Genomic DNA, 17980 nt, shown 5'->3' on the forward strand with positions numbered 1-17980 from the left:
GGTTCAGCGCGTCAACCGGTCCAGTACCGCCTGCATCTTCGGTCGCTGCTCCAGCCATTCTTCACGGGTAATCCCCAGTAAAACCACGTCCATGCGCCGACCGTCCTTGATTACGTTCTGCCGGCGCACGCCTTCGATCACGAAGCCGAATTTCTCATGCAGGCGGATCACCGCCATATTGCTTTGCAGCACTTCGCAGTTGAGTTTTTCCAGGCGCACGATATCGAATGCATGGTTGAGCAACCATAGCTCCACCTGGCTGCCGATGCCTTTGCCTTGCAGGGCGCTGTCCAGATAGAAGGCCCAGTCGGCGCTGTGATGCAGGGCATTGATGGCGTTGAGTGAAACCACACCGGCGGGCTGGTCGTCGTGCATGACCACGAATACCGATTGCCGGGGGTTGTCTTTCAGGGACTCAAGCCAGGCGCAATGTTCGTCGAGGGAGATTTCATGCTCGGTGTACATGAACTTGCGCACTGCGGTCTGATTGCGCAGGTTGCGGACTTCGGCCTGGATTTCGGGTGTGGCGTCCAGCAACGAAATGAACTGCATGGTGGCGTCCCTGACACAGAGATAAAGGGGCTCAGCGAGCTTTCAGAGTACGTGCCATTTCCAGCGTGAACAAGTGACCACTTCAGGCCAGCGTCTGCAAGGCATCAAGCACTGTGCGCAATGCTTTGCTCAGGGGTTTGTCCTGGCGCAGGGCGATGCCCAGGGTACGGCTCAGGGGCGGATCCAGACTGTGCACCTGCAGGCCACGGCGATGATGTTCGGCGGCCACCGCCATGCGTGGCACGATGCTGTAGCCCAGCCCGGCGGCCACCATTTCCTTGATCGCCTCGATGCTGCCCAACTCCATCACCGGCTTGATCCGCAGGCCCGCCTGCAAGTACCACTCGTTGATCAGCAAGCGCGTGCTGCTACCCGCTTCGAACACCACCAGCGGCGCTTCACTGAGGCTGGCCGGTGTCAGTGACTCTGGCAACTGGTCTGTGCCTGCGGAGAAAATCGCCACGAATTCATCCTCCAGCAATGGCGTCACCACCAGGCTGCGACCGGCGGCGGGGAGGGTGACCAGGGCCAGATCGAGTCGGTTTTCTTCTACCGCCTTGAGGATGCCATCGGTATTGCCGGTGCTGACCCGCACATCCAGGTCAGGAAATTCTTGGCGCAGTGCCTGCAACAGTGGCGGCAGCAAATGAATGCAGGCCGTGGCGCCGGTGCCGATGGCGATCTGCCCGGCGACGCCTTCGGCATGGCTGGACAGCTCCCGCAGAGCGTCTTCGACCACCGCGTCGATGCGGCCGATATGCTCAAGCAACATCAGGCCCGCCGCCGTAGGCTTGAGGCGTTTGCCCACGCGTTCGATCAGGCGCAGGTTCAGCCGCTGTTCCAGCAAACGGACATGCAGGCTTACCGCTGGCTGTGTCAGGCTCAGGCCCTCGGCTGCAGCGGAAAAGCTGCCCCGGCGAATGACCTGGGCGAAGGTGTGCAAGTGATTTAGGTTGAGACGATTCATATCAAAGTTTTACTTATGCTTTGGATGATTAATCATAGCTTTGTTTAGAGATGGCCGGGCGGCATCATGGCTGTACTTTATTTGCAGCCCGCCAAGCGAGACCGATATGCCAGCTGACCACCTGATCCTGCGCGACGCCCGGGACGACGATATGCCTGCCATCCAGGCGATCTACGCGCACCATGTGTTGACCGGTATTGCCAGCTTCGAACTGGAGGCGCCGAGCCTGGAAGAACTGCAACGGCGCCGCGCCGACGTCCTCGCCAAGGGCTTACCATATCGCGTCGCGCAACTGGACGGCGAGGTGGTGGGTTATGGCTATGCCACCCTCTACCGGCCACGCCCGGCCTATCGCTTTACCGTCGAGGATTCGGTGTACGTGCGTGATGGCCTGGCCGGCAAGGGCATCGGCCAGGCGGTGCTTGAAGATGTGATTGAGCACTGCGTCGCCGGGGGCTGGCGGCAGATGATCGCGATCATCGGCAACAGCGAAAACATTGCCTCGATCCGCCTGCATGAGCGCATGGGCTTTCATCGCGTTGGGGTATTCGAGCGAGTGGGGTTCAAGCACGGGCGTTGGGTCGACACCGTGCTGATGCAGCGGGCATTGGGTGAAGGCGACGCCAGCGCGCCGAGCTGATCGGCCATGGACAGCCTGCCGCGTCGCGTCGTGCTGCAACTGGGCCTGGCGCAACTGATCAATTGGGGCGTGACTTTCTATCTGCCGGGGGCCTTTGCCCCGGCCATCGTTGCCGATACGGGCTGGGGCGGTCAGCAGGTGTTTGCCGGGTTGTCGGTGGCGCTGTTGGTCATGGGTCTGATTTCGCCCTTGAGTGGCCCGCTGATTCAGCGACTGGGCGGGCGGCGGCTGATGCAGATCGGCGCGCTGCTCAATGCATCAGGCTGCATCGGCTTGTCGCTGTGCAGCACGTCGGGCGGTTATTTCGCGGCCTGGGCGTTGATGGGCCTGGGCATGCGCCTGTCACTCTACGACACGTTGTTCGCCACCCTGGCAGGGTTGGCGGGCGCCGCAGCCCGGCCGGTGATGGTGCAGATCACCTTGCTGGGCGGCCTCGCTTCGGCGGTGTTCTGGCCCTTGGGTCATGGTTTGCTGGACGCTTTTGGCTGGCGCACGGGCATTGCCCTGTATGGCGTGTTGGCCTTGTGCAGCGGCCTGCTGTTGAGTGGCCTGCCCAACGCCGCCGCAGCGCCAGCGCAGCAAATTGACCAGGCGCCTGCCACGGTGCCCTGGCCGCGCAAGCTTGGCTACGCCCTGAGCGTGACCCTGATCAGCTTTATCTCGGCGGGTTTGTCGGCCCATCTGCCCGGCCTGTTGCTCGACTTCAACCTGCCACTCTGGCTGGCGGCCCTGTGGGGCATCGGCCAGACCTGCTCGCGCCTGGCGCAAAGCTTGCTGGCGCGATCGCTGTCGGCGCTGCGGCTGAATGTCTGGGTCGGCATGGGCCTGAGCCTGAGCTTTGCCATCGGCCTGTGCAGTCAGGGGCGGATCTGGCTTGCTTGTGTGTTTGTCTTTGGCTATGGCGCCATGAATGGTCTGGCGACGCTGCTGCGGGCCAGCCTGCCGTTTGAGCTGTTCGAGCATGGCCAGTATGCGCAACTGGTGGGGCGGCTACTGGCGCCGGGATTTGTCTGTGCGGCCGCCGCGCCCTGGTGTTATGCGGCGGTGCGGGAGGTGGCGGGGGATGAGGGCATGTTGGGGCTGTCGTTGGGCCTCGCGTTGGTCGTGTTGACGGTCGCGCGGTTATTAAGTCGTGTGGGTGCGAGGCTTGCCCGCGAAGAGGTCAGTACATCCGATAGAGGTTGTTGAACCCTGATATCGCCGTCGCGGGCAAGCCTCGCTCTCACATTGCGCGGTATCCGGTGATTTTTTTGATAGATAATTTGCATCTTTTCTTAGAAATTAAATGCATTTCTGTAATGTTTTGTTCGGTGATAGGGTTCTAACCAATCGCTGGAACCTTGAGAAAAGTTATTAAAAGGACTTTCAGGTCACAGCTTCGTCCTCTTTTCTGCAAGGAATACCTGCATGGCCGGATTTGATCACCTGAGCCGCCGTCGTCTGTTGGGTCTGACCGGCGTCGCCCTGGCCAGCCCGCTGTTGTTGAGCCTGCCGCGCCTTGGCTGGGCTGCCGATGAGCATGCCGGGCATCACGCCGATGGCGAGCCTGTCGGCACCGGCGAGTTCATCCGCCTGGCCGAGCCACACAAGCTGAAACTGGCCATCAACCTCAATGCCGTGTGCCTGGCGCCGGTGGTTATCGCCCATGGCCAGGGCTTCTTCACCAGGCACAACCTGGATGTGGAGCTGGTCAACTTCGGCAACTCCACGGAGGTGCTGCTCGAAGCCATCGCCACTGGCAAGGCCGACGCCGGGATCGGTATGGCTCTGCGTTGGCTCAAGGCGCTGGAGCAAGGCTTCGACGTCAAGCTCACCGCCGGCACCCATGGCGGTTGCCTGCGTCTGTTGAGCGCCACCAGTGGCTCCATCAACACACTGGAAGACCTCAAGGGCAAGGCCATCGGCGTCACCGATATGGCCAGTCCGGACCGCAACTTTTTCTCGGTATTGCTCAAGCGCCACGGCGTCGATCCGGTACGTGATGTCGAGTGGCGCCTGTATCCCGCCGACCTGCTCGGCACTGCCCTGGAGCGCGGCGAAGTGCAGGCCATCAGCGGCAGCGATCCGTTCATGTACCGCCTGATCAAGGGCGGCAAGGCCAGGGAGCTGTCGTCCAACCTGGTTGAGGAATACGCCGATATCAGCTGCTGCGTGGTCGGCGTGACCGGCAAGCTGACCCGTGACAACAAGCAAGTGGCGGCGGCCCTGACCCAGGCCATTCTCGAGGCTCACGACTACTCGGTGAAACATCCGGATGAAGTGGCCAAGGGTTTCCAGGCCTATTCCCTGAATACCAGTACCGAGGAAGTCGAGGCGATTCTTCACGATCATACCCACGGCCACCATGCCGTCGGCGCGGCGCTGACCAAGGAAATCGCCACCTACGTCAAGGATCTGCAAGGCGTCGAGGTGATCCGCGCCAGCACCGACGCCAACGCCTTCGCCAAGGAGATCACTGCCGATGTCTTCAGTTGAGTTGACCGATATTGGCAGCCCTGCCGCGCGCCGCCCCGTGCAGTTCTGGGCGCAAGGCGTGCTGGCGGTGCTGGCCTGGGTCGGCGTTGCCGCGCTGATCAGCTATTGGCCCAACGCCAGCCGCAACTGGCCGATGACCGACGGCCTGGCGCGTTTGTCCCTGGTGGTGGCGTCGCTGATCGTTGTCGCGGCCATCGCCGGGCGCTGGTGGCCGGGTTTGGCGCGGCGGGTGCGCGGGGCCGGGGCCTGGCTGATTGCCTTGCCGATTCTGCTCGGCGCTTGGGAATTGCTTACCGCCAAGCTGGGCCTGTTGCCGGTGCCGTTTTTCGCGCCGCCGCAAGCCTTGCTCGATGTCTATGTCGAGGACTGGCCGCGCCTGGCCGACAGCCTCTGGCACTCGGCGTTGCTGCTTGGCAGCGGCGTGGCCTTGGGCGCGGCGACCGGGTTTATCGCCGGGGTCGCCATCGGTTGGTCGCGCAGTATTGGCTACTGGCTGCACCCGGTGTTGCGCATCCTCGGCCCGGTGCCGTCGACCGCCTTACTGCCGCTGTGCTTCTTTCTGTTTCCCAGTAGCTGGAGCGCCAGTGTGTTTCTGATTGCGCTGGCCACCTGGTTCCCGGTCACGGTACTGACCTGGTCGGGCGTGGCCAGTGTCGACAAGGCTTACTACGACGTGGCCCGAACCCTCGGTGCCAAGCAGAGTTTTCTGATCTTCCATGTAGCGATTCCTGCCGCTTTGCCCCATGTGTTCGTCGGCCTGTTCATGGGCCTGGGCGCCTCGTTCTCGACCCTGGTGGTGGCGGAAATGATGGGGGTCAAATCCGGTATCGGCTGGTACCTGCAATGGGCTCAGGGCTGGGCGGCCTACGCCAATATGTACGCAGCGCTGCTGATCATGGCCCTGGCCTGTTCCGGCTTGATTTCGGCGCTGTTCCTGATTCGTGACCGGCTGTTGGCCTGGCAACAAGGAGCAATGAAATGGTAGCGGCAGCCGCTTCGACAGACACCGCAAGCACGGCCGGGCTGGCCCTGCGTATCGACAACATCAGCCACGGTTTTTCCCTGGAAGGCCAGCGCCTGGCGGTGCTGGACAAGGTCTCCCTGGACATTGCCCCCGGTGAATTCGTCGCGCTGCTCGGGCCTTCGGGCTGCGGCAAGTCGACGTTGCTGCGCCTGGTGGCGGGGCTGGAACCGGCGGACAGTGGCAACTTACTGGCCGATGGCGAACCCATCAAAGGCCCGGACCCGAGCCGGGTGGTGGTGTTCCAGGACCCGACGCTCTATCCGTGGCGCAGGGTGGGTGACAACGTCGCTCTGGGTCTGGAAGCCCAGGGCCTGCTCAAGACTCACTCGGCAAAAATTGATGCGGCCCTGGCCAAGGTCGGCCTCAGCACCTTTGGTCGTGCCTATCCCCGACAACTGTCCGGCGGCATGGCGCAACGGGTAGCCTTGGCAAGGGCTCTGGTCAACGAACCGCGCCTGCTGATCCTCGACGAGCCCCTGGGCAAACTCGATTCCCTGACCCGCATCGCCATGCAGAAGGAACTGATCGATCTCTGGCAACGCCAGGGCTACACGGCGCTGCTGGTGACCCACGATGTCGAAGAGGCGCTGCTGCTGGCCAACCGCGTCATCGTCTTCAGCGACCGCCCGGCCAGTATCAAGGCGCAACTGACCATCGAAAGGCCGTACCCGCGCCATCGCGATGATCCGTATCTGGTGGATTTGCGTAAGCAGATTCTGGGGTTGTTGGGGTTGGCAGATAATTGGTGAGAGTGGCGCATCGGCTAAACCTTGTGGGAGCGCGGCTTGCCCGCGAAGAGGCCAGGATATCCAGCGCATTTCCAGAGCCTGACACACTGCCTTCGCGGGCAAGCCTCGCTCCAACAAGACCGCTGCGTGTTAAGAACCCGGCAACTTGTCCAGCGCCTTGCTCACTAACGCATCGATCAACTGCATCTGCTGCACCGCCGCAAAGATCTGACTGCGTTCCGGATCCTTAAGGTTATCGGCGCATTCATAGAGCGACACCCGGTTGCAGCGCAGCATATCGCTGGCATGGTTCAGGGCTTCGATGGCGGTAAGGTTTTCGTTGACTGTGAAAGGTGGGGCGGGGGTGGTGTCTTGCATAAGATTTGACTCCTGATCACTGATTAGGAGCCGTCACCGTCATCGCTACTACACGATCAGGGTGGCGGCCGCGCACAGGGTAGTAGTCCGGAGATCAGGCACCCGGTACACCCGAAGGTGTCCTGCGCACGGCCACCATAAAAACCAGGCCGTAAAAAAGCGCCTTGCAGAAGGTGGCGCAGTGCGCCTGATAAAGCCGGGCTACTACACCCGGTCGTTGAATGGGCAACGACCGGCGCAGACTAGAGACCGAAATTCACAGGCACAAGAGGGTGGGGATTGTCTCGGAAACTTCACTCAAGAGAAAGAGACGTGTCCTGCAAGATATTGCCGATGCTGGCCGGATATGCCCATGAAACATTGAGAAACAAACCCGCCACTAGCCTTTCATCCGCGTGGCAATGCACTCATCGGGATATCTGATCGGACAAATCCCCGCAAATGAGAGTTTTTTCTTGTAGGGAGTGTTTCGTGCATCTATAAAAAAACTCTCTCTTTTTTTGTAGATTTAACGGATTGAACCTATGAGCGATACCTGGAACGACGGCTATTTCACGGACGTGGGTTACACCTATGGCTATTACCGGGAAATCAATCCCGTGTTCCAGCGCTACTGTCTGCTGCTCAGAGGCCTGGGCGGTGTCGAGAGTGTTAATGCCTACCACTGTGAGCTGGGTTTTGGTCAGGGTGTCTCGGTCAATATTCACGCTGCCGCCAACCCCGGGCACTATGTAGCAACCGACTTCAATCCGGCCCATGCCAACCATGCCAATAGCCTGGCCGCTGGCTTTAACAGCTCGGCGCGGCTGTATGACGACAGTTTCGAGCAGTTGCTGGCCCGGCAAGACCTGCCGCAATTCGACAGCATCAGCCTGCATGGCATCTGGACCTGGATCAGCCGCGACAACCAGAAGCTGATCGTCGAGTTCACCCGCCGTCATCTCAAGCCAGGTGGCGTGCTCTATATCAGCTACAACTGCCTGCCGGGCTGGTCGCCCCAGGCGCCGTTGCGCCAGCTGTTCACCCTGCATGATCGCTTTGCCGCGCCGGCCAGTGGCGCCGTGGGCCGGGTCGAGGCGGCGTTGAAGTTTTCCGAAGCGCTGCTGGCGGCCCAGCCAGCCTATGCCAGAGCGGTGCCGGGGTTGGATGCCAAGCTCAAGACGGTGATGGGGCAGAACCGCAACTATGTGGCCCACGAGTACTTCAATCGTGACTGGAACGTCATGTACTTTACCGACGTGGTTGACGCTCTGGCTCCGGCCAAGCTCGACTACGCCTGCACTGCCGTGACCCAGGACACCGTGGATGCGATCAATTTGAGTGCCGAAGGCCAGACCTTCCTCAAGACCATCGAGCACCCGATCATGCGCGAGCAGGCCCGGGATTATTTCGTCAACCAACAGTTCCGCAAGGACCTGTACGTACGCGGTGCGAGCAAGCTGGCCGACAGCGAACAACGCGAGCGCATGCTCAATACGCGCTTCGTGCTGACCCAGTCCGCCGACAGCGTGCCGAGCAAGGTCACGGGCGCCATGGGCGAGGCCACTCTGCAGCAGGAAATCTACGCGCCGTTGCTCGAAGCGCTGGCGGCCAAGGCTTATGCGCCGAAAACCATGCGTCAACTGGCTGCGGCCTTGCCGTCACCGAGCTATCCGATCCTCAGCCAGGCCATTGCCATTCTGGTCGGCCTGGGGGCCGTTGCCCCGTGTCAGAGCGAAGCGGCTGAAAAACAGGTGCAGGTACGCTGCGCGGCGCTGAACCAGCATCTGTGCCAGCAGGCGCATTTCGACAAGCGCGTCGAGGTGCTGGCCAGCCCGGTAACCGGCGGTGGCGTGACCGTGGATCGCTTCCAGCAACTGTTCCTCAACGCTATCCGCCTGGGCCGCAAGCAGCCCGCAGAATGGGCACAGTACGTCTGGCAGATTCTCGCTGAACAGGGCCAGCGCTTGCTCAAGGACGGCAAGGCCATGGAAAGCCCCGAAGACAACCTGGCCGAGCTGACGCGTCAGGCGGAAGTCTTTGCTGACAAAGGGCTGGCGGTGCTCAAGGCGTTGCGGGTGGCATGATCCCAGCGGCCGGCTCCTGTGGGACCGGCTTTAGCCGGGAATACGTCTTCCCGGCTAAAGCCGGTCCCACAGGAGTTCTGTGTCTGTTTTACCTCAGACCGGTATCAATGCATCGTCGCCCGCACCTGCCGGGTCGTGTTTGGCTTGCTGTCGACAATCCACTCCGGCCACACATCCATCGACCATTCGGCGGTGCGGCACTGTTCGTGGAGGATGGCCAGCCACTGGCGCAGGGGTTGTTGCGCCAGCAGCAGGGCGGCCTTTTTCTCGCCGCTCTTGAAGGTCAGGGCGATGATGTCCGGTGTACGGGTGATGTCGATGGCATCGACCAGCAGACGGCTGTCCTGAGGGTGAGCCAGTACCGGGGCCTGATGCGGCAACTGGGCCACGGCGGCCTGTTGGGCAAAGGCTTGGATCGCGTCAGTGTGGTAGTCCGGTACGGGCGATGCGCGGCTGGCGCTGGAGGAGGGCTGCAGCCAGCTGAACAGGTGTGGCAGCATGCGCTTGAGCAGGCGCTGGGTCAGCCAGAACACCATGGGCTCGCCCGATTCAATCTCGCCGACCAGGCGCAGACGGTCCTCGGACTCGTCCATTTCCGTAGTCACTCGCTTGAGTTCCACCGGTTCGCTCGCCAATACCGCATCTTCCGTCGTCACGCATACGCTCCAGATTAAAAGCCGCAAAGCTCACTAGATGGCTGCGCCGAGGGCATTTATCAAGGGGCGCGGGTGACCGGTGATCTGAATAGGGGCAGTGCTGTGGGACCGGCTTTACCCGGGAATGCGCCTTCCCGGCTAAAGCCGGTCCCACAGGTGTACCCACAGGTATCGATCAGGCTGAACGCGGCAACAGGCTCGTCGCATTATCGAGACTGGCCAGGTCCATCAGTGACATATGCCACTCGGTGCCATCGAGCATCTCGTCGAGGTAGTCATCACTGGCGGCCAGGTCTTCGTGGCTGAGCTGGCTGGCGGCGAGGGGGTTGATCACCATCAGCGTGTCACCGTCGGCTTCGGCGGTTGCGGTGCGTTGAGGGGCAAAGGCATTGATCAGCAACGACAGGTAGTTCATGGCTACTTCTTCCTTTAGGTAGAGCGTCAGGTCAGTGGATACGCGAGCCACTTTCTGCACTGTTTATGAACGGTGGGCCGTGCGGCGTTTCTCGCTGGTGCGCGATGGGCGCTGAACGTCCTGTGTCAGTGGTGTTTTGCAGGTTTGCCCGGTAAGTGTTGAAAATTCTGTGCCAAGTTGACGACCGTACGGAGATTTCACTGAAAGCATTCAGTGAGCCCCGTATGATGGCTGCGATTTTCCGCCTGAGGTCTTGTTGCGATGCTGAAGTATTTCGCTGTTCTGTTGTTGGCTCTGACCGGTGCCGTCCATGCTGATCCGCTCCTGCAGACCGATCTGGCCCTGAGCTACCTGGCCCAGATCGACGACAGCATTCCGGACAAGCCCCTGGTCATCTTCCTGCATGGCTCCGGCACCAACGAAGAGGACTTGTTCGGCCTCAAGGACGAACTGCCCGCCGAGTACAACTACCTGTCGGTGCGCGGCCCCTTCACCCAGCAGGAAGGCGCCTATCGCTGGTTCGCCAGCCGGCCCGACGCAGCAGAATACGACGGTGTGACCGCCGACCTGCAACGCAGCAACGAGCTGCTTGGCCAATTCATCGCCCAAGCCACCGAGAAGTACCACACCCAGCCGCGCAAGGTATTCCTGATCGGTTTCAGCCAGGGGGCGATCATGAGTTACGAAGTTGCCCTGCGCCATCCGGAACTTGTTGGCGGTATTGCGGTGCTCAGCGGTAAGGTGTTGTCGGTGCTGCAACAGGAGCTTAAGCCGGACAATAGCCGTCAGTCCCTGGCGATCTTCATCGGCCACGGCAGCCTCGACCCGGTACTGCCGGCCAGCAGCGCCAGCGGTGCCCGCGTGGTCCTGGAAACCCTGGGCCTGAACCCGGACTATCACCTCTACGAAGGCATGCGCCACACCATCAACAACACTGAAATGAACGACCTCAACGCCTGGTTGCAGCGCGCGGCGAGCCGGCCATAAAGCCTGGACGAAAAAAAACCGCCCGGGGAGGGGCGGTCAAGTTGCGTTCCTGGAGCGGAGACAAATCGCAATGAAAGCTAGATTAGCGATTTTCTCGGCGGGTCATTAGTCGTGCGTATCGATAGCGGGTATGTCTGAAAAGAATGGCAGCGTCTTGCAAGTGCCGCAATTGGCATGGAGTACTGTGGGAGCTGCCGAAGGCTGCGAAAGGCGGTGTATCAGGTAATCCAAAGAATGGCAGTAGGATCGGCTTTAGCTGCGAGAGAGCTCTCCCGGCTAAAGCCGGTCCTACGGTTGGATATCAATATCCAGCCGCTTCAACCGCGAAGCCAGCGTTGTCGGCTTCAGCCCCAGCAACTCTGCCGCACCGCCTTTGCCAAACAACTTGCCGCCGCAAGCCTTGAGCGCAGCCTGCATATTGTTGCGTTCCAGATCCCGCAATTGTGCGTCGGTAAGAATGCGTTCTTCTGTCGATGCCGTGGCGGGCGCAGCGGCTTTCGGCTCGTCCGGCAGATCGAGATTAAGGTCCGCACCGGTCGAGGTGATCAGTGCCCGTTCGATGACGTTCTGCAGTTCGCGGATATTGCCCGGCCAGGAGTAACGTTGCAGGCGTTCGATATCGCTGTTGCGCAGGCGCCGCCCGGGCATGTTCAGGCGCTTGGCGGTCTGTTTGAGAAAGTGCGCGGCCAGGGGCGCGATATCCATGGGCCGCTCGCGCAGGGCCGGGGACTGGATCGGGAACACGTTAAGGCGAAAGTACAGGTCCTCGCGGAAATGCCGGGCCCCGACTTCCTGGCGCAGGTCGCGGTTGGTCGCGGCAATGATGCGCACATCGACCTTGCGCGTGCGCTCTTCGCCGACCCGTTCGAACTGGCCTTCCTGCAAGACCCGCAGCAATTTGCTTTGCAGCTCCAGGGGGATCTCGCCGATCTCGTCGAGGAACAGCGTGCCGCCATCGGCCAGTTCGAAGCGCCCGACGCGATCACGCACCGCGCCGGTAAAGGCGCCCCGGATATGGCCGAAGAACTCGCTCTCGAACAGTTCGGTGGGGATCGCCGCGCAGTTGACGCGGATCAGCGGGTGAGCGCTGCGGCGGCTGGCCTGGTGGATGGCCCGGGCGATCAGTTCCTTGCCGGTGCCGGACTCGCCATTGATCAACACGCTGGCATCGGTGGGCGCGACGACGTCTATCTGGCGGATGATCTTGAGGATGGGTTCGCTCTGGCCGACGATCTCGCGGAAGTTGTGCTCGATATGAATCTCTTCCTGAAGGTAGGCATTCTGTTCTTCCAGGCGCTCTTTGAGCACCTTCAACTCTTCCAACGCTACATGCAGCTGGTTTTCCGTGGTGCGCCGTTCGGTGATATCGCGAAACACCACCACGGCCCCGGCGATACGACCGTCGGAGATCACCGGGGTGCTGGTGAATTCCACTGGAAAGCTGCTGCCATCGCGGCGCCAGAACACTTCCTGGCGGCCCTCGTGGACCACGCCGTCATGCACCGCCTTGTAGATCGGGCAGTCCTCCACCGGATAGTGGCTGCCGTCGGCATGGCTGTGATGGTGAATGCGGTGGATGTTCTTGCCGATCATGTCCTTGACCTCCCAGCCGAGCATGCGCGCCCCGGCCGGGTTGACGAAGGTGGCCAGGCCATCGCTGTCGATGGCGTAGATACCGTCGCCCACGGAGCTGAGCAGCAGCTGGTTGTCGCGCTCGGACTCCTGGAACAGGTTGAGGATATTGCGCCACTCGATCAGCCCGCCGCGCATGGTCCGCTCGGTATAGGCCTGGTCCTGCTGGTATTGCTGACGACTGGCTTCGCGCAACACCAGGATCAGTTGCGGGCTGCCGCGCACCTGCAAGGTGGTGGCGGAGATTTCCAGCTCGATGCGCTCGCCGGTCTTGCAGTTGCAGCTGAGGTCGTCGCTCCAGCCCTGGCCCTTGTCCATCACCGCCTGGGTGAAGACGATCAGGTCCGCCAATTGATGGCCGAACAGTTTGCTCACCGGCAGGTTCAGCAGTTCCTGGCGTGGATAACCGAGCAGCTTGCAGGTGGCGATATTCAGATCGCCAAAGCGGTCGGCGAATGGATCGAGCAGGGCGATGGCCTCGGCACAGTGCTCGAACACCATGTGCCGCGAAGAATAAGCCAGGTCAGCCCAACCGCTGAGGGAGTCGGTCTCGGTCATTACGAAATCTCGTGATGAAGCGCTACGAATATTCGTATTTCTACGGGAATGCGTGATCGGGCGAAAGCATCAGAGAAGCGATTTATAACCGTATCAGATGAGTAAGTATTTATTAATCAATGACTTGTGTTGATGTAAAAAATCATTCCGCAGGCTGGCACGGCCTTCGCTCTAGTGCCGGTGTAAACCCGAAAACACCCACAGCCGGAGAGCGACACGATGCCAAGCGTAGACATTGCCCACTATCAAGACGGTGACTTCCTGGTCAACTACGAAGAAAAAGTCTTCGAGGACGTCAAGGCGGAGCCGGGCGAAAAATGCCTGATCACTTTCCACACCATCGCCTTCGAGGGCTCCATCGGCCTGGTCAACATGCTTCAGGCCAAGCGCCTGCTGCGCAAAGGTTTCGAAACCAAAGTGCTGCTGTACGGACCGGGTGTGCAGCTGGGCGTGCAACGCGGCTTCCCGACCCTGGGCGCCGAAGCTTTTCCGGGCCATCTGGCGGTGAATAACCAGATCAAGGCGTTCATGGCCGAAGGCGGCGAAGTCTACGCCTGCCGCTTTGCCTTGCAGGCCCTGTACGGGCAGACCGAAAAAGCCCTGATCGAAGGCATCCGCCCGATCAACCCGCTGGACGTCATGGACCTGCGCCTGCTGATGCGGCGCGAGGGTGCGCTGATTATCGATACCTGGACGGCGTAACCCATCCCCCTCCTGCGCGAACCCCTTGTGGGACCGGCTTTAGCCGGGAAGACGGCATTACCCGCGATGTAGATGCATCGGCTGTACTGGCCCTTTCCCGGGTAAAGCCGGTCCCACAAGCCGGCCCCACAGGGGATCTATCAACAGCGCACTATCAGGACGCCCCACCATGACCACCATCCGCGCCGCCGCCGTGCAGTTCAGCCCGGTGCTGTACTCGCGCCAGGCCACTGTCGACAAGCTGTGCCGCACCCTGCTGGAGCTGGGTCGCGAAGGGGTACAGTTCGCGGTATTCCCGGAAACCGTGGTGCCGTACTACCCCTATTTTTCCTTCGTCCAGCCGCCGTTTGCCATGGGCAAGCAGCATCTGTTGCTGCTGGAACAATCCGTTACCGTACCTTCCGACGTCACCCGGCAGATCGGCGAAGCCTGTCGCGAGGCGGGCATCGTCGCCAGCATCGGCGTCAACGAGCGCGACGGCGGGACTATCTATAACGCCCAGTTACTGTTCGATGCCGACGGCAGCCTGATTCAGCATCGACGCAAGATCACCCCGACCTACCATGAGCGCATGGTCTGGGGGCAGGGCGACGGTTCCGGCCTGCGTGCCGTGGACAGCGCGGTCGGGCGCATCGGTTCGCTGGCTTGCTGGGAGCACTACAACCCCCTGGCGCGCTATGCCCTGATGGCCGATGGCGAGCAGATCCATGTGGCGATGTTTCCCGGCTCTCTGGTCGGCGACATTTTTGCCGAACAGATCGAAGTCACCATCCGCCATCACGCTCTGGAAAGCGGCTGCTTCGTGGTCAACGCCACCGCCTGGCTGGATGCCGATCAGCAGGGCCGGATCATGCAGGACACTGGCTGCGAGCTGGGGCCGATTTCCGGTGGATGCTTTACCGCGATCATTTCCCCCGAAGGCAAGGTCCTCGGCGAACCCCTGCGCAGTGGCGAAGGGGTGGTGATTGCCGACCTCGATCTGGCTCTGATCGACAAACGCAAACGCATGATGGATTCGGTCGGCCACTACAGCCGCCCGGAACTGCTGAGCCTGTTGATCGACCGCACGCCCACCGCCCATGTGCATGAGCGCGCTGGCGCACTTCATCCAGTGAAGGAGGTTGATCATGCACAACAGTGAACTGCTCGCCGAGCTGCAATGCCACGGCCTGCGCTGGCCCGCGGCGCAGAACGGCCTGTCGCGCCAGGGTGGCGCCGGGCCTTCCGATCACAAGGCGCTGACCGTCGGCAGCCGTACTTCGATGATCCCGATCCTCAATCAGGCGTCCCAGGATTCGCCCTATCAGGCCAAACCCAGCGAAGACGGCAGCCATGCGCTGATTTTCCGCCAGGGCCAGCAGGTCGGCCAGGTGCAGATGCCCGGTGTACCGAAGTTCTATGGCCTGAGCACCGACGACGGCATTCCTTACTGGAAGATCGCCACGCTGCACAGCAGTGACGTGCTCGCGACTACCGTGTTGCAGCACTGCATCCGTTTCAATGATCGCGGTACTTCCTGCCAGTTCTGCGCCATCGGCCAGTCCCTGGCGGCGGGCAAGACCATCGCCCGCAAGCGCCCGCAGCAACTGGCAGAGGTGGCCAAGGCGGCGGTGGAACTGGATGGCGTCAAGCATATGGTAATGACCACCGGCACCCCGCAGACCCCGGACCGTGGCGCGGCGATTCTCTGCGAGTCGGCGGCGGCCGTGACCGCCGCCGTCGATCTGCCGATTCAGGCCCAGTGCGAGCCACCGGATGATGACCGCTGGTTCAGCCGACTGCGCGACAGCGGCGTGGTCTCCCTGGGCATGCACCTGGAAGCGGTCACCGACGAGGTGCGCCAACGCATCATGCCGGGCAAGGCCGAAGTGCCCCTGAGCCGTTATTTCGAGGCATTCGAGGCGGCGGTCGGGGTGTTTGGACGCGGTCAGGTCAGCACCTACATCCTCGCCGGGCTGGGCGACAGCGAAGCGGCCATCGTCGAGATGAGCGAGCGCCTCAGCGCCCTGGGTGTGTACCCCTTCGTCGTGCCGTTCGTGCCCATCGACGGCACGCCCCTGGCCCGTCACCCGAAACCTGACAGCGCCATGATGGCACGGCTGTATCCGCAGATCGGCGCCAGCCTGCGTCGGCATGGCCTGCACTCGGAGCAGATCAATGCCGGATGCGCCAAGTGCGGGGCCTGCTCGGCCCTGAAAAGCCACGAATAACTGCGGGAGTCACGCTCATGCCCAATCTGGCCTATGCCCTGGTCGACAGTACTTTCGAGCCGTTTCGCGCCGGTGAACTGGTGGTCAAGCCCGCCAGCGAGCCGTGGGAGAAGCAGGCCTATTACGCCCTGCGCCGGGCGGTGTTTTCCGACGAGCAACAACTGCTGCCCCAGGACAAGGACGGCCACGACTTCCAGGCCATTGCCATTGTCGCCCTGGCAGGTAACTGCGGCATGGCCGATCAAGTGGTCGGCGCCGTGCGCATCTATCAGCCGCAACCGGGGCTGTGGTTCGGCGGGCGCTTGTGCGTGGCTCAGGCCTATCGCCGGCACAGCATGATCGGCAAGGCGCTGGTTAACGAGGCGGTATCTCGGGCCAAGGAGCTGGGCTGCGAGGTGTTTCACGCCACGGTGCAGCAGGCCAACGAGGCGTATTTCCACAGTCTGCACTGGCGGACTCTGGAGCCCCTCGAGTTACTCGGTCAGCCCCATTGCCTGATGCAGGCGGACCTGGCGAGCTATCCGTTCATGCCGCGCCAGGTATCACTGGGCCCACTGAAGGGGGCTCGTCATGGCTGATTTCCTGCCTCTTGGCGAACTGCTGGCAGCCCTGCGAGATACTCCGGCGATGCGCTCCAAGCAGGCCATTCAACAACCGGCCACGGTATTGGCCGATCACTCGCGGCCTCTGACCCGTCAGCAGCTGTATGCCTTGCCCGGCGACGACACGGCAGCCATTGCCTGCGGTGAGCACTACCAGTTGCTGGCTATTGAAGGCATGTTGCCCGGTTTCGTCAGTGCGGCGCCGTGGTTCGCCGGCTGGTCGGCAGTGATGGCCAACGTCAGCGATATCACCGCCATGGGCGGCCGGGCGACGGCGGTGGTGAATGCCTACTGGCATCACGATGAAGGCGCTGCCGGGCAAATCCTCGCCGGAATCCAGGCGGCCTGCCGCGCCTACGGCTTGTTATTGGCGGGCGGCCATACCAGTCAGGCGGCGGGTAACCCGATGGCGCTGGCCGTAGCTATTACCGGTATTGCCAGTCGCTTGCTGTCGAGCCTGCATGTGATGCCGGGGCAGGTGATTGCCATGGCCGTGGATCTGGAAGGTGTCTGGCACACCGACAGCACGTACTGGAAAGCCTTCGAAGGCGTCCCTGCCGAACGCCTGCGCAGCAAGCTTGAGGTGCTGCCGCGCCTGGCCGAAGCCGGGTTGCTCAAGGCGGCCAAGGACATCAGCAACGCCGGGGTACTGGGCAGCCTGCTGATGCTGCTGGAAAGCACCGGTTGCGGCGCCGAAATCGATCTGGCGTGCCTGCCATGCCCGGCCGACGGCGACTTGCTGCGCTGGCTGCAAGTCTTCCCCAGCTACGGCTTCCTCATGACCCTCGACGCCGCCGACTGGGACAACGTCCAGGCCGCTTTTGCCTTCGAAGGCCTGCGTTGCCAACGCATCGGCCAGGTCACCGACAGCGGTGCGCTGAACGTGCGCGACGGCGTACAACACGACCAATTCTGGAACCTGCGCGAGCGGTCTTTCACCGGCTTCAGCTATGCGCAACTCGATCTTTCCTCCGTGCAACCACAGGAGCACTGATATGCCCGCAGTCAACTTCAAAATCCGCTGGCCCGACGGCAAGGAAACAGCCGGTTACTCGCCGTCCACGGTGATCTACGACCATCTTCAGGAAGGCGCCAGCTACCCGCTGGCGGATTTTCTCGAACGCATCGAAGGCGGCCTGAACAACGCGTCCGAGCGGGTCAAACAGGTCAAGGGCTTCTACTGCAGCTCGGCCATGGACACCCTCAACTCACTCAAGGGCCAGGCCTCGCGCCAGCAGGACGGGCCGGTGGCGGTGTTGAGCATGCGCACCGAAGGCGGCGGCCGGGTTACCGGGGCGGGGTGGAGTTCTTTCTAGCCCTAACACCATTTTGTTGGAGCGAGGCTTGCCCGCGAAGAGGTCGGTACATCCGGCCGATTTGTTGAAACT

At 61.8% G+C, this 17980-nt stretch carries 19 protein-coding genes; 13 read left to right on the forward strand and 6 right to left on the reverse strand.

Annotated elements, in window-relative coordinates; genetic code table 11:
* Nucleotides 1-3 precede the first annotated feature (3 nt).
* Together pseH and AC1Z24_RS11970 are read right to left on the reverse strand one after the other, a co-directional pair.
* Complete coding sequence (gene pseH / locus AC1Z24_RS11965; protein WP_483745807.1) at nucleotides 4-552, reverse strand: UDP-4-amino-4,6-dideoxy-N-acetyl-beta-L-altrosamine N-acetyltransferase; 549 nt, start codon at nucleotides 550-552, stop codon at nucleotides 4-6.
* A gap of 82 nt (nucleotides 553-634) precedes the next feature.
* On the reverse strand, nucleotides 635-1519 hold the full coding sequence (locus AC1Z24_RS11970) for a LysR family transcriptional regulator (protein ID WP_483745808.1): 885 nt from the start codon (nucleotides 1517-1519) through the stop codon (nucleotides 635-637).
* Nucleotides 1520-1625: 106 nt separating this feature from the next.
* Here AC1Z24_RS11970 and AC1Z24_RS11975 point away from each other — a divergent pair, with 106 nt between their 5' ends.
* The 5 genes from AC1Z24_RS11975 (at nucleotide 1626) to AC1Z24_RS11995 (ending at nucleotide 6407) form a co-directional block, all read left to right on the forward strand.
* Nucleotides 1626-2159 carry a GNAT family N-acetyltransferase gene (locus tag AC1Z24_RS11975; RefSeq protein ID WP_259109267.1) on the forward strand — a complete coding sequence of 178 codons (534 nt, stop codon included), beginning with the start codon at nucleotides 1626-1628 and terminating at the stop codon, nucleotides 2157-2159.
* 6 nt (nucleotides 2160-2165) lie between these two features.
* Nucleotides 2166-3347 (forward strand): MFS transporter, encoded by a 1182-nt coding sequence (locus AC1Z24_RS11980; RefSeq protein ID WP_483745809.1) that lies wholly within the window; start codon nucleotides 2166-2168, stop codon nucleotides 3345-3347.
* Nucleotides 3348-3566: 219 nt separating this feature from the next.
* The gene (locus AC1Z24_RS11985) at nucleotides 3567-4634 is read left to right on the forward strand and encodes an ABC transporter substrate-binding protein (RefSeq protein WP_483745810.1); all 1068 of its coding nucleotides are present in this window, start codon (nucleotides 3567-3569) and stop codon (nucleotides 4632-4634) included.
* Complete coding sequence (locus tag AC1Z24_RS11990) at nucleotides 4621-5619, forward strand: ABC transporter permease (protein ID WP_483745811.1); 999 nt, start codon at nucleotides 4621-4623, stop codon at nucleotides 5617-5619. Before AC1Z24_RS11985 ends, AC1Z24_RS11990 begins: the two co-directional genes overlap by 14 nt.
* Entirely contained in the window at nucleotides 5613-6407 is a 795-nt protein-coding gene (locus tag AC1Z24_RS11995; protein WP_483745812.1) for an ABC transporter ATP-binding protein, read from the forward strand. The genes AC1Z24_RS11990 and AC1Z24_RS11995 overlap by 7 nt, the downstream gene beginning before the upstream one ends.
* Before the next feature lie 129 nt (nucleotides 6408-6536).
* On the opposite strand, the gene AC1Z24_RS12000 is transcribed toward AC1Z24_RS11995, so the two are convergent.
* A complete protein-coding gene (locus AC1Z24_RS12000) occupies nucleotides 6537-6764 on the reverse strand; it encodes a DUF6124 family protein (RefSeq protein WP_483745813.1) in 228 nt (75 codons plus the stop codon).
* 524 nt (nucleotides 6765-7288) lie between these two features.
* Between AC1Z24_RS12000 and AC1Z24_RS12005 the strand changes: the two genes are divergently transcribed.
* Nucleotides 7289-8830 (forward strand): methyltransferase regulatory domain-containing protein, encoded by a 1542-nt coding sequence (locus AC1Z24_RS12005; protein WP_483745814.1) that lies wholly within the window; start codon nucleotides 7289-7291, stop codon nucleotides 8828-8830.
* Nucleotides 8831-8934: 104 nt separating this feature from the next.
* Here the strand turns inward: AC1Z24_RS12005 and AC1Z24_RS12010 are convergent, their stop codons facing one another.
* Both AC1Z24_RS12010 and AC1Z24_RS12015 read right to left on the reverse strand, forming a co-directional pair.
* Nucleotides 8935-9486 carry a hypothetical protein gene (locus AC1Z24_RS12010; protein WP_483745815.1) on the reverse strand — a complete coding sequence of 184 codons (552 nt, stop codon included), beginning with the start codon at nucleotides 9484-9486 and terminating at the stop codon, nucleotides 8935-8937.
* Nucleotides 9487-9661: 175 nt separating this feature from the next.
* The gene (locus AC1Z24_RS12015; RefSeq protein WP_483745816.1) at nucleotides 9662-9952 is read right to left on the reverse strand and encodes a hypothetical protein; all 291 of its coding nucleotides are present in this window, start codon (nucleotides 9950-9952) and stop codon (nucleotides 9662-9664) included.
* 210 nt (nucleotides 9953-10162) lie between these two features.
* On the opposite strand from AC1Z24_RS12015, the gene AC1Z24_RS12020 reads away from it, so the two are divergent.
* Nucleotides 10163-10888, forward strand: a complete 726-nt coding sequence (locus AC1Z24_RS12020; RefSeq protein ID WP_483745817.1) for an alpha/beta hydrolase — start codon at nucleotides 10163-10165, stop codon at nucleotides 10886-10888.
* Between the two features lie 288 nt (nucleotides 10889-11176).
* Here AC1Z24_RS12020 and AC1Z24_RS12025 read toward each other — a convergent pair whose 3' ends face one another.
* Nucleotides 11177-13078, reverse strand: coding sequence for a sigma 54-interacting transcriptional regulator (locus AC1Z24_RS12025; RefSeq protein ID WP_483745818.1), 1902 nt, complete (start codon nucleotides 13076-13078; stop codon nucleotides 11177-11179).
* Nucleotides 13079-13297: 219 nt separating this feature from the next.
* On the opposite strand from AC1Z24_RS12025, the gene AC1Z24_RS12030 reads away from it, so the two are divergent.
* The 6 genes from AC1Z24_RS12030 to AC1Z24_RS12055 all read left to right on the forward strand — a co-directional run bounded on the left by AC1Z24_RS12030 (nucleotide 13298) and on the right by AC1Z24_RS12055 (nucleotide 17908).
* A complete protein-coding gene (locus tag AC1Z24_RS12030) occupies nucleotides 13298-13780 on the forward strand; it encodes an MSMEG_0572/Sll0783 family nitrogen starvation response protein (RefSeq protein ID WP_259109252.1) in 483 nt (160 codons plus the stop codon).
* Between the two features lie 169 nt (nucleotides 13781-13949).
* Nucleotides 13950-14921 carry a Nit6803 family nitrilase gene (locus AC1Z24_RS12035; protein ID WP_483745819.1) on the forward strand — a complete coding sequence of 324 codons (972 nt, stop codon included), beginning with the start codon at nucleotides 13950-13952 and terminating at the stop codon, nucleotides 14919-14921.
* Entirely contained in the window at nucleotides 14908-15990 is a 1083-nt protein-coding gene (locus tag AC1Z24_RS12040) for an MSMEG_0568 family radical SAM protein (protein WP_483745820.1), read from the forward strand. The genes AC1Z24_RS12035 and AC1Z24_RS12040 overlap by 14 nt, the downstream gene beginning before the upstream one ends.
* Before the next feature lie 17 nt (nucleotides 15991-16007).
* A complete protein-coding gene (locus AC1Z24_RS12045; RefSeq protein WP_483745821.1) occupies nucleotides 16008-16568 on the forward strand; it encodes an MSMEG_0567/Sll0786 family nitrogen starvation N-acetyltransferase in 561 nt (186 codons plus the stop codon).
* Entirely contained in the window at nucleotides 16561-17586 is a 1026-nt protein-coding gene (locus tag AC1Z24_RS12050; protein WP_483745822.1) for a sll0787 family AIR synthase-like protein, read from the forward strand. Before AC1Z24_RS12045 ends, AC1Z24_RS12050 begins: the two co-directional genes overlap by 8 nt.
* A gap of 1 nt (nucleotide 17587) precedes the next feature.
* Entirely contained in the window at nucleotides 17588-17908 is a 321-nt protein-coding gene (locus tag AC1Z24_RS12055; protein WP_483745823.1) for an MSMEG_0570 family nitrogen starvation response protein, read from the forward strand.
* The last annotated feature ends 72 nt before the right edge of the window (nucleotides 17909-17980 follow it).

Source organism: Pseudomonas sp. JL23 (assembly GCF_056933585.1).

Excerpts from the sequence above, each read along its gene's own strand:
- pseH (WP_483745807.1), bottom strand. The coding sequence starts at position 552 with ATGCAGTTCATTTCGTTGCTGGACGCCACACCCGAAATCCAGGCCGAA.
- AC1Z24_RS11970 (WP_483745808.1), bottom strand. The coding sequence starts at position 1,519 with ATGAATCGTCTCAACCTAAATCACTTGCACACCTTCGCCCAGGTCATT.
- AC1Z24_RS11975 (WP_259109267.1), top strand. The coding sequence starts at position 1,626 with ATGCCAGCTGACCACCTGATCCTGCGCGACGCCCGGGACGACGATATG.
- AC1Z24_RS11980 (WP_483745809.1), top strand. The coding sequence starts at position 2,166 with ATGGACAGCCTGCCGCGTCGCGTCGTGCTGCAACTGGGCCTGGCGCAA.
- AC1Z24_RS11985 (WP_483745810.1), top strand. The coding sequence starts at position 3,567 with ATGGCCGGATTTGATCACCTGAGCCGCCGTCGTCTGTTGGGTCTGACC.
- AC1Z24_RS11990 (WP_483745811.1), top strand. The coding sequence starts at position 4,621 with ATGTCTTCAGTTGAGTTGACCGATATTGGCAGCCCTGCCGCGCGCCGC.
- AC1Z24_RS11995 (WP_483745812.1), top strand. The coding sequence starts at position 5,613 with ATGGTAGCGGCAGCCGCTTCGACAGACACCGCAAGCACGGCCGGGCTG.
- AC1Z24_RS12000 (WP_483745813.1), bottom strand. The coding sequence starts at position 6,764 with ATGCAAGACACCACCCCCGCCCCACCTTTCACAGTCAACGAAAACCTT.
- AC1Z24_RS12005 (WP_483745814.1), top strand. The coding sequence starts at position 7,289 with ATGAGCGATACCTGGAACGACGGCTATTTCACGGACGTGGGTTACACC.
- AC1Z24_RS12020 (WP_483745817.1), top strand. The coding sequence starts at position 10,163 with ATGCTGAAGTATTTCGCTGTTCTGTTGTTGGCTCTGACCGGTGCCGTC.
- AC1Z24_RS12025 (WP_483745818.1), bottom strand. The coding sequence starts at position 13,078 with ATGACCGAGACCGACTCCCTCAGCGGTTGGGCTGACCTGGCTTATTCT.
- AC1Z24_RS12030 (WP_259109252.1), top strand. The coding sequence starts at position 13,298 with ATGCCAAGCGTAGACATTGCCCACTATCAAGACGGTGACTTCCTGGTC.
- AC1Z24_RS12035 (WP_483745819.1), top strand. The coding sequence starts at position 13,950 with ATGACCACCATCCGCGCCGCCGCCGTGCAGTTCAGCCCGGTGCTGTAC.
- AC1Z24_RS12040 (WP_483745820.1), top strand. The coding sequence starts at position 14,908 with ATGCACAACAGTGAACTGCTCGCCGAGCTGCAATGCCACGGCCTGCGC.
- AC1Z24_RS12045 (WP_483745821.1), top strand. The coding sequence starts at position 16,008 with ATGCCCAATCTGGCCTATGCCCTGGTCGACAGTACTTTCGAGCCGTTT.
- AC1Z24_RS12050 (WP_483745822.1), top strand. The coding sequence starts at position 16,561 with ATGGCTGATTTCCTGCCTCTTGGCGAACTGCTGGCAGCCCTGCGAGAT.
- AC1Z24_RS12055 (WP_483745823.1), top strand. The coding sequence starts at position 17,588 with ATGCCCGCAGTCAACTTCAAAATCCGCTGGCCCGACGGCAAGGAAACA.